The 8508-nt window shown below is 65.5% G+C and carries 8 protein-coding genes; all 8 read right to left on the reverse strand.

Annotated features, from left to right (window positions below; translation table 11 throughout):
• Positions 1 to 60 precede the first annotated feature (60 nt).
• Positions 61 to 1851 (reverse strand): acyl-CoA dehydrogenase C-terminal domain-containing protein, encoded by a 1791-nt coding sequence (locus AYB31_RS00320; RefSeq protein WP_068824607.1) that lies wholly within the window; start codon positions 1849 to 1851, stop codon positions 61 to 63.
• A 121-nt stretch (positions 1852 to 1972) separates the two neighbouring features.
• Entirely contained in the window at positions 1973 to 3265 is a 1293-nt protein-coding gene (locus AYB31_RS00325; protein WP_236715484.1) for a GGDEF domain-containing protein, read from the reverse strand.
• 167 nt (positions 3266 to 3432) lie between these two features.
• Complete coding sequence (locus AYB31_RS00330; RefSeq protein WP_068824611.1) at positions 3433 to 5238, reverse strand: phenylacyl-CoA dehydrogenase; 1806 nt, start codon at positions 5236 to 5238, stop codon at positions 3433 to 3435.
• Between the two features lie 168 nt (positions 5239 to 5406).
• Positions 5407 to 6162 carry a putative metalloprotease CJM1_0395 family protein gene (locus AYB31_RS00335; protein WP_068824613.1) on the reverse strand — a complete coding sequence of 252 codons (756 nt, stop codon included), beginning with the start codon at positions 6160 to 6162 and terminating at the stop codon, positions 5407 to 5409.
• A 53-nt stretch (positions 6163 to 6215) separates the two neighbouring features.
• On the reverse strand, positions 6216 to 6512 hold the full coding sequence (locus AYB31_RS00340) for a hypothetical protein (protein ID WP_068824615.1): 297 nt from the start codon (positions 6510 to 6512) through the stop codon (positions 6216 to 6218).
• A 96-nt stretch (positions 6513 to 6608) separates the two neighbouring features.
• Complete coding sequence (gene bioD, locus AYB31_RS00345) at positions 6609 to 7286, reverse strand: dethiobiotin synthase (RefSeq protein ID WP_068824617.1); 678 nt, start codon at positions 7284 to 7286, stop codon at positions 6609 to 6611.
• A gap of 99 nt (positions 7287 to 7385) precedes the next feature.
• On the reverse strand, positions 7386 to 8189 hold the full coding sequence (bioC, locus tag AYB31_RS00350; RefSeq protein ID WP_068824619.1) for a malonyl-ACP O-methyltransferase BioC: 804 nt from the start codon (positions 8187 to 8189) through the stop codon (positions 7386 to 7388).
• Positions 8182 to 8508, reverse strand: a 327-nt coding sequence (locus AYB31_RS00355; RefSeq protein ID WP_442961781.1) for an alpha/beta fold hydrolase, incomplete at its 5' end; no start/stop codon positions are given. The genes AYB31_RS00355 and bioC, both read right to left, overlap by 8 nt.

The raw sequence follows: 8508 nt of genomic DNA on the forward strand, positions 1-8508 counted from the left end.
ACCCTTGACTAACGCAAAAGGCCCGCACGAGGCGGGCCTTTTGTGGCTATCGACCGACGGTCAGAAGAACTGTTCGGCCGTCAGGCGCATCAGGCAGTCGCTACCGGCATCGGCGGCCGCCAGATGCGCAGCGGCGCGCGGCAGCAGGCGGCGGAAGTAGAAGTCGCCAGTCGCCAGCTTGGCCTGGTAGAAGTCGACGTCGGCGCTGCCGCCCTCCAGCTGCGCCTGGGCCACCACGCCCATACGCGCCCAGAAGTAGCCCAGCACCACGTAGCCCGAGTACATCAGGTAGTCGACCGAGGCGGCGCCGACTTCGTCCGGGTTCTTCATCGCGGCCATGCCGATGCGCTGGGTCAGCTCGCCCCACTGGCGGTTGAGTCGCGCCAGCTCGGCTATCTGCGCCTTGAGTTGCGGGTGCTCGGCCTGGGCCTCGCAGAACTTGTGCACGATCTTGGTGAAACCGGCGAGCAGCTTGCCCTGGCTACCCAGGACTTTGCGCCCGAGCAGGTCGAGGGCCTGGATGCCGTTGGTGCCTTCGTAGATCGGCGCGATGCGGCAGTCGCGCATCAGCTGCTCCATGCCCCACTCGCGAATGTAGCCGTGGCCGCCGAACACCTGCATGCCCAGGCTGGTGACTTCCAGGCCGGTGTCGGTCATGAAGGCTTTGCAGATAGGCGTCAGCAGGCCCAGCAGGTTTTCTGCCGCGGCCGCCTCGTCGGCGTCCGGGCTGTGGCTCAGGTCCAGCAGCTGCGCGGTGAAATAGGCCAGCGCACGGTTGCCTTCGTTGAAGGCCTTCATGGTCAGCAGCATGCGACGAACGTCCGGGTGCACGATGATCGGGTCGGCCGGCTTGTCCGGCGCCTTCGGCCCGGTCAGAGCACGCATCTGCAGGCGATCATGGGCGTATCGCACGGCACCCTGGTAACTGGCCTCGCCGTTGCACAGCCCCTGCATGCCGGTGCCCAGGCGCGCGTGGTTCATCATGGTGAACATGCAGTTGAGGCCCTTGTTGGCCTCGCCGATAAGGAAGCCCCTGGCCTCGTCGAAGTTCATCACGCAGGTGGCCGACGCCTTGATGCCCATCTTGTGTTCGATCGAGCCACAGCTCACGCCGTTGCGCTCGCCCACCGAACCGTCGGCGTTGACGTTGAACTTGGGCACGATGAACAGCGAGATACCCTTGGTACCGGCCGGCGCATCGGGCAGCTTGGCCAACACCAGATGGATGATGTTCTGGCTCATGTCGTGCTCGCCGGCGGAGATGAAGATCTTGGTGCCGGAGATCGCGTAGCTGCCATCGGCCTGAGGCACGGCGCGGGTCTTGATGATACCCAGGTCGGTGCCGCAATGAGGTTCGGTCAGGCACATGGTGCCGGTCCAGGTGCCCTCGGTGAGCCTGGTCAGGTAGGTCTGTTTCTGCTCTTCGCTGCCGTGGGCGTGGATGGCCGACATGGCGCCCTGGGTTAGTCCCGGATACATGCCCCAGGAAGTGTTGGCCGAGCCGACCATCTCCGAGATGATCAGACCGAGCGAATGCGGCAAGCCCTGGCCGCCGTAGTTGACGTCCGCCGACAGGCCGTTCCAGCCGCCTTCGACATACTGGGAGAAGGCTTCCTTGAAGCCCTTGGGAGTGGTGACTTCACCGTCCTTCCACACCGCACCTTCTTCATCGCCACTGTGGTTGATCGGCGCGAGCACCTGTTCGCAGAACTTGGCGCCCTCCTCGAGGATGGCGCTGACCATGTCCGGAGAGGCATCGCTGGCACCGATCTGGCTGTAGGTCGCGGCGTAGTCGAAGACTTCGTCGACGAGGAAGCGCATATCGCGCAGCGGGGCTTTGTACTCGGGCATCTCGGGCTCTCCACGGGGGCGCGCGCCGGGGCGGCAACGCTGATCCCGCCAAGCTACTGCGCGGGCACCGCCGCCGACAACGACGCTGCAAGCGCTGAATGCACAACCATAACCCGACCGTCTAACCAGGCTGCGGCTTGACCCGCACCGCGCCACGCCGGCGTTGGCCATGTACCGAAACCCGGTTGCGCCCACCACCCTTGGCCGCATACAGCGCCTGGTCGGCGGCCTTGATCACCTCGACCGGCGTGCGCTGCCCGGCATCGCGCTCGGCTACGCCGATGCTGATGGTCACCGAAACGCTCTGTGCTGCGCTGCCGCTGCGCCGGCTGCGGCCCTGCTGATCATCCTTGGGCCGGCTCTGCTTGTCGCGCAGTTGCAGGCTGTAACTCTCGATGGCCTGGCGTACCGCCTCCAGATGCGGCAGGCACTCCTCGATGCTCTTGCCCGGAAACACCAGGGTGAATTCCTCGCCGCCATAGCGATAGGCACGCCCGCCACCGCCGACCTTGCGCAGCAGGCTGGCAACCAGGCGCAGCACCTGGTCGCCGACATCGTGGCCATGGGTGTCGTTGAATTTCTTGAAGTGATCGACGTCGGTCATCGCCAGCACATAGTTGCGCCCCAGGCGCTCCAGTCGATCATTCAGCGCGCGCCGCCCGGGCAGCCCGGTGAGCTCGTCGCGAAAGGCCATCTGGTAGGCCTCGTGCGCTACCGCTGCCACCAACATGAGCATCACCAGGCTGCTCATCACCTGCAGCGCATGAGGCAGGATGAAGACCTTGGGCAGCATCCACAGCTGCCCGAGCAGGCCGAGAAACAGCGCCGCATGCAGCGGCCTGGGCTGGCGCAGGTACTGCACCAGCAGCAATACCCCGGCCAGCAGAAACAGCGGGTAGGCGAGCTGGATCAGGTTCATCCACTGGCCATGCCAGAGCGGCCAGTGAACAGTTACCAACCAGGCCTGCAGCGCCTCGGGAAAACGCCGCGCCAGTGCCAGCGCCGTACCGCCGATAGCCAGCAGCACCGCGGCGCGCGCCACCAGGTCCTGCAGCAGGTGACTGCGCTCACGCCAGGCACCGAACAGGCCGTAAAGCAGCGGCAACAGCAGGCTGCACAAGTGGAACACCAGGGCGGCATCGCCACGCACCTGCCCCTGTTCGCGGAAATGGTCGACCTGGATATCCAGTAGAAAGTAGGCGAGGTACGCCACCACCAGCACCGCCAGCTCGCGCTGACGGCCATAGGCGATACAGAAGGCGCCCCCCAGCAGAAGCAGCAGGGTGGGCAGGACATTGAACAAGGACAGGAAGAACTCGTTGAGCTGCCCCAGACGGGCAACCAGCAGCCCCGCCAGCAAGAGCGGTAGCGAGGTCAGCAGATGACCGGGGCGGTAGGCGGCAAGGCGCGGCACAACGGAATCTCCAGCCGGCTGGCGATGCGGCATTTTGCCTGCAGCGCGCGCTGCTGGCACCCATTGGCCGGCAGATTCTGCAAACGAGTCGACGGAGCGCTTTACTCGGGGCGAAAAAAAACCGCAGCCCGAGGGCTGCGGTTTTCTGACCCGAGGCCGGAACGAGCTTAGTAGCCCAGAGCGAAGTGCTCTTCGTCCATTTCCATCAGGTTGTTGGCGCCCGACAGCATGGTGGCTGCGTGGGTGCGGGTACGCGGCAGGATGCGCTCGAAGTAGAAGCGAGCGGTCTGCAGCTTGGCCTTGTAGAAGGCCTCGTCTTCGGTGCCGGCAGCCAGTTTCTCGGCAGCCAGGCGCGCCATGTCGGCCCAGAAGTAGGCCAGGCAGGCGTAGCCGGAGTACATCAGGTAGTCCACGGAAGCGGCACCCACTTCTTCGCGGTCCTTCATCGCGGCCATGCCCACTTTCATGGTCAGGTCGCCCCACTCCTTGTTCAGCTGCGCCAGCGGTGCAACGAGGCCCTTGATGGCTTCGTTGCCTTCGTTGGCCTGGCAGAACTTGTGCACGATCTTGGTGAAGCCTTTCAGTGCTTCGCCCTGGGTCATCAGCACCTTGCGACCCAGCAGGTCGAGAGCCTGAACACCAGTGGTGCCTTCGTACAGCATCGAGATGCGGCTGTCGCGAACGTTCTGCTCCATGCCCCACTCGGCGATGAAACCGTGGCCGCCATAGATCTGCACGCCATGGTTGGCCGCTTCGAAGCCGACTTCGGTCATGAACGCCTTGGCGATCGGAGTGAGGAAGGCCAGCATCGCGTCAGCGGCTTTCTTCTCTTCTTCGTTCTGGCTGTACTTGACGATGTCGACCTGCTTGGCAGTGAAGTACACCATCGCGCGGTTGCCTTCGGCGAAGGCCTTCATGGTCAGCAGCATGCGACGCACGTCCGGGTGGACGATGATCGGGTCAGCAGCCTTGTCCGGCGCTTTCGGGCCAGTCAGGGAACGCATCTGCAGACGCTCGCGAGCGTACTTCAGGCCACCCTGGAAGCCGATCTCGGCGTGGGCCAGACCCTGCAGAGCAGTGCCCAGGCGAGCAGTGTTCATGAAGGTGAACATGCAGTTCAGGCCTTTGTTGGCCGGGCCGATCAGGTAGCCGGTGGCGCCGTCGAAGTTCATCACGCAGGTAGCGTTACCGTGGATGCCCATCTTGTGCTCCAGGGAGCCACAGGAAACGGCGTTGCGCTCGCCAACGGAACCGTCGGCGTTGACGTTGAACTTCGGCACGATGAACAGGGAAATGCCTTTGGTGCCTTGCGGCGCGTCGGGCAGGCGGGCCAGCACGATGTGGACGATGTTCTCGACCATGTCGTGTTCGCCAGCGGAGATGAAGATCTTGGTGCCGGACACCTTGTAGGAGCCGTCAGCCTGCGGCTCGGCCTTGGTGCGCAGCATGCCCAGGTCGGTACCGCAGTGCGGCTCGGTCAGGCACATGGTGCCGGTCCACTCGCCGGATACCAGCTTGGTCAGGTAGGTGTGCTTCTGCTCGTCGGTACCGTGGGCTTCGATGGTGTTCATCGCGCCGTGGGACAGACCGGGGTACATGCCCCAGGACCAGTTGGCTTCGCCGACCATCTCGCTCAGGGCCAGGCCCAGGGATTCCGGCAGGCCTTGGCCGCCGTGGTCAACGTGGTGAGCCAGGCTCGGCCAGCCGCCTTCGACGAACTGGGCGTAAGCTTCTTTGAAGCCGGTCGGAGTCTTCACGCCGGTTTCGGACCAGGTGCAGCCTTCGAGGTCACCAACACGGTTCAGCGGAGCGATGACTTGCTCGCAGAACTTGGCGCCTTCTTCCAGGATGGCATCAACCATGTCCGGGGTAGCGTCCTGGCAGCCAGGCAGGCTCTGATAGTGCGCTTCGTAGCCGAGCAGTTCGTCGCGAACGAAGCGGATATCACGCAAGGGGGCCTTGTACTCAGGCATAGCGGTAAACCTCTACGGTGGATTCCTTAGTGTTGGGGTGACCGACTTGATCGGTCATTTGCGGGATCTCTCCCGACGCCCGGCAGGCACGAACCGGCCCAGCAATCAAACAGGCGTTTGAAACATACGTTTACGCCCCAGCCTTGTCAAGCATCCAACATTCACCATTTAGATGGACAGATCGACCACGGGCTCCGGGCTCTGCAGCTGGGCCAGACGCAGATACAGATCCAGTTTAGGTGGCGTTGCCGGGGCCTGCTGCACGGGCTCCTGCTCGGCCGCCTTTTCCTCTTCCTCGGCCTCACGCTCCGCCCGCTGGACTGCGCGTTCCTCGGCGGCAGCGACCTCTTCCTCGCGCTGCTGCTGAGCCAACTCGACCCGCGCCTGGGCAGCCTGCGCGGTGGCCTGAGCGGCTACGCTGCGATCCTGGGCGGAAGGCTCGGCCGGTGCCAGGGCGGCACGAATAACCACTTCCATCTTGCGCAGGGTCGCCGCGGGATCATTCGGCACCGGGCTGGTATCGATGCCCACTTCGCCGCCGACGGCATAGCGCTTGCCGTCGGGGCCACTTCTGAAGGTGTAGGTAGGCGCGCCAGCGTAGCCGCCACCAACGGCGGCGTGGGCTTGCTCATGGGCGCGCACCTCGCGGTCGCGACTGACCAGACCGGCCAGCTCCAACTCCTCCTGGCGCAACCGCGCAGCTTCGCGGGTCGGCGACTCCTTCTCACCGGAGGTCAGGCTTTGCCTTTCACTGCCCGGCGCCGACGACTGGGCAGCACTCGCCGTCTGAGTCGAGTCAAGGGACTGCGGCTCAACCGGATCGGCAGTAACGGTGGTCGGTGAAGAAAGCTCGGACGAAGGAGAACGGGCCGCCTGGGACGACGGCAGGGGCGCTGCATAAAACGAGGCGCTGCCGATCTGCATCCGACCACTCCTCGCCCCTGACGGGCGAGCTTCTGCTTACTGCGTGCGCCGAGTCAGGCGCGGGTATCGATCAGGGTGCCCAGCACTTCGTCGGCGGTTTCCACCACGCGAGCGCTAGCCTGCACTTCATTGCGGCCCTGGGTCAGACCGACCAGGCTTTCGGCCAGGTCGGCCGAGGTGTTGCCCTGGGTTTCTGGGCCCGGACTGACCTGCTGCTGTGGCGGCGTTTCCGCCGGCTGCTGCGCGGGCACTGTGTTGCTGGCGATTTCGCTGGCGGCCTGCTCGACGCGGCGTTGCCCGGCCTGGATGCCGCTGAGGCCCGCGCTGAAGGCGTTACCGGAGATTTCCATGCTTATGACTCCCTGACGGGGACAGACTCTTGCCAGCAATTGAAGCAGAAAATGCTCAAAAAACGTACAAACAAAGCGCAATGGCCGACCGCCGGCTTATAACGCCGGCAGACGGAGGTGGGCAGCGACCGCCGCCGGAGTCGCCTCGGCCAGGCGCGGAACGCGCCCCAGGCAGGGTGCGGGCAACCGCTCGTTCAGGGTGGCCAGGTTGTCTTCCAGGCGCGAGGTTTGGGCGTCGACAATATTCGCCACCCAGCCGGCCAGACGCAGGCCGTCGCGCTCGATGGCTTCTGCACTGAGCAGCGCATGGTTGATGCAGCCCAGGCGTACACCAACTACCAGAATCACCGGCAGGCCGAGTTCGCAGGCCAGGTCGGACAGGCTTTCGCGCCCAGCCAGAGGGACGCGCCAACCACCGGCACCCTCGACCAGCGTGAAGTCCGCCCCCCTGCCGAGGACATGCCGCACCGGCCCGGCCAGCGCCGCGACCGTCAGTGCCACCCCCACTTCACGTGCGGCAAGGTGCGGCGCAATGGCCGGCGCGAAGGCGAAGGGATTGACCTCGGTATAGTCCAGCACCAGCGAACACTCGCCGAGCAATGCCAGGGCATCGCTGTTGCGCAGCCCCTCGGCACTCGGCTCGCACCCGGACGCCACCGGCTTGGCCGCCGCCGTGCTAAGCCCGGCCTGGCGGGCCGCGTGCAGCAGCCCCGCCGCGATGGTGGTCTTGCCGATTTCCGTGTCGGTACCGGTGACGAAGTAGGCCTGAGTCATGCCCGCATCTCCCCCAAATACTGCTGTACCTGTGGTCTTGCAGGCGCTTTAGCCGGAACAGGCGTATCGGTGCCGATGAGGAAGCAGACCTGTGACATATCAGTGTTCCTTGCGCAGGACGCCAAATACCACCTGATAGGTCGCTGGCAGCCCCGCCGGTTGACGAAAGCGCTCGTAGGCCTCGACCAGGGCTCGGATACGTGCGCGACCGGTCAGACCGTCGGGACGACCGGGATTGAGGTTGTGTGCGCCGAGCGCCTTGAGCTCATGGGTCAGCGCGCGCAGATCGGAAAAGTGCAGCACCTTGGCCCGGCGCTCCAGCGTCTGCGGCTGCATGCCGCTGGCTGCGCACAACTGCTGGTAATCGGCGAAACGGCGGAAGCGGTTGACGTGGACGAAGCCGTCCACCGCCTGCCAGCTGTCGCGCAGCTCCTGCAGGGTACCGACGCACAGGCTGCTGAAAGCCAGCACGCCACCGGGGCGCAGCACGCGGCGCGCCTCGTCGAGCACGGCGGCGAAGTCGGCGCACCACTGCACGGCCAGGCTGGTGTAGATCAGGTCCAGGCAGCCGTCGCGCAGCGGCAGGCTCTCCGCATCACCGGCGACGAAGCGCTGCGCGCCGCCCAGCGGACGCGCGTGCTGCAACATGCCTTCGGCCAGATCCAGAGCAATGCCTTCGGCCCGCGGGAAGCGCGCCGCCAGCACACGGCTGAAGTGCCCGGTGCCGCAGCCCAGGTCGAGCCAGCGCTGCGGCGCCAGTTGTACCGGCAGGTGCGCCAGCAACTCGATGCCGACATCGCGTTGCAGCGCAGCGACGCTGTCGTAGCTGGCCGCAGCGCGGGAGAAGGAGGCTGCGACCCGGCGCTTGTCCGGCAGGCCGCTGTGTTCGTGCCACTCAGTCATGGTCGGCCTCGCTGATAAAGGCCTCGATGGCCGCCGCCACTTCGTGCGGGCGTTCCAGCGGGAAGGCATGGCTGACGCCTTCGATCAGTCCGACTTCGATATCCGGCTGCAGCGCCAACAACTCACCGGCGACCTCGGCCGGCACCAGCGCATCGGCGCCAGCCAGCAGATGTAGTTGCGGCCCGGCGAAACGCTGGATGGCGCTGCGCCCGTCGAAGTTGCCGAGCACTTCGAGGCCAGCCAGCAGCACCTCGGGCGCCTGCCGCGGCGCCGCGGCCTGCAGCTGGCGCGCCAGGCTGCGCGCCTCGTCAGCGCCCTG

Source organism: Pseudomonas sp. BMS12 (assembly GCF_001592875.1).
GTDB lineage: Bacteria > Pseudomonadota > Gammaproteobacteria > Pseudomonadales > Pseudomonadaceae > Aquipseudomonas.

Coding starts and splice junctions, on each gene's coding strand:
- AYB31_RS00320 (WP_068824607.1), bottom strand. CDS start 1,851: ATGCCCGAGTACAAAGCCCCGCTGCGCGATATGCGCTTCCTCGTCGAC.
- AYB31_RS00330 (WP_068824611.1), bottom strand. CDS start 5,238: ATGCCTGAGTACAAGGCCCCCTTGCGTGATATCCGCTTCGTTCGCGAC.
- AYB31_RS00335 (WP_068824613.1), bottom strand. CDS start 6,162: ATGCAGATCGGCAGCGCCTCGTTTTATGCAGCGCCCCTGCCGTCGTCC.
- AYB31_RS00340 (WP_068824615.1), bottom strand. CDS start 6,512: ATGGAAATCTCCGGTAACGCCTTCAGCGCGGGCCTCAGCGGCATCCAG.
- bioD (WP_068824617.1), bottom strand. CDS start 7,286: ATGACTCAGGCCTACTTCGTCACCGGTACCGACACGGAAATCGGCAAG.
- bioC (WP_068824619.1), bottom strand. CDS start 8,189: ATGACTGAGTGGCACGAACACAGCGGCCTGCCGGACAAGCGCCGGGTC.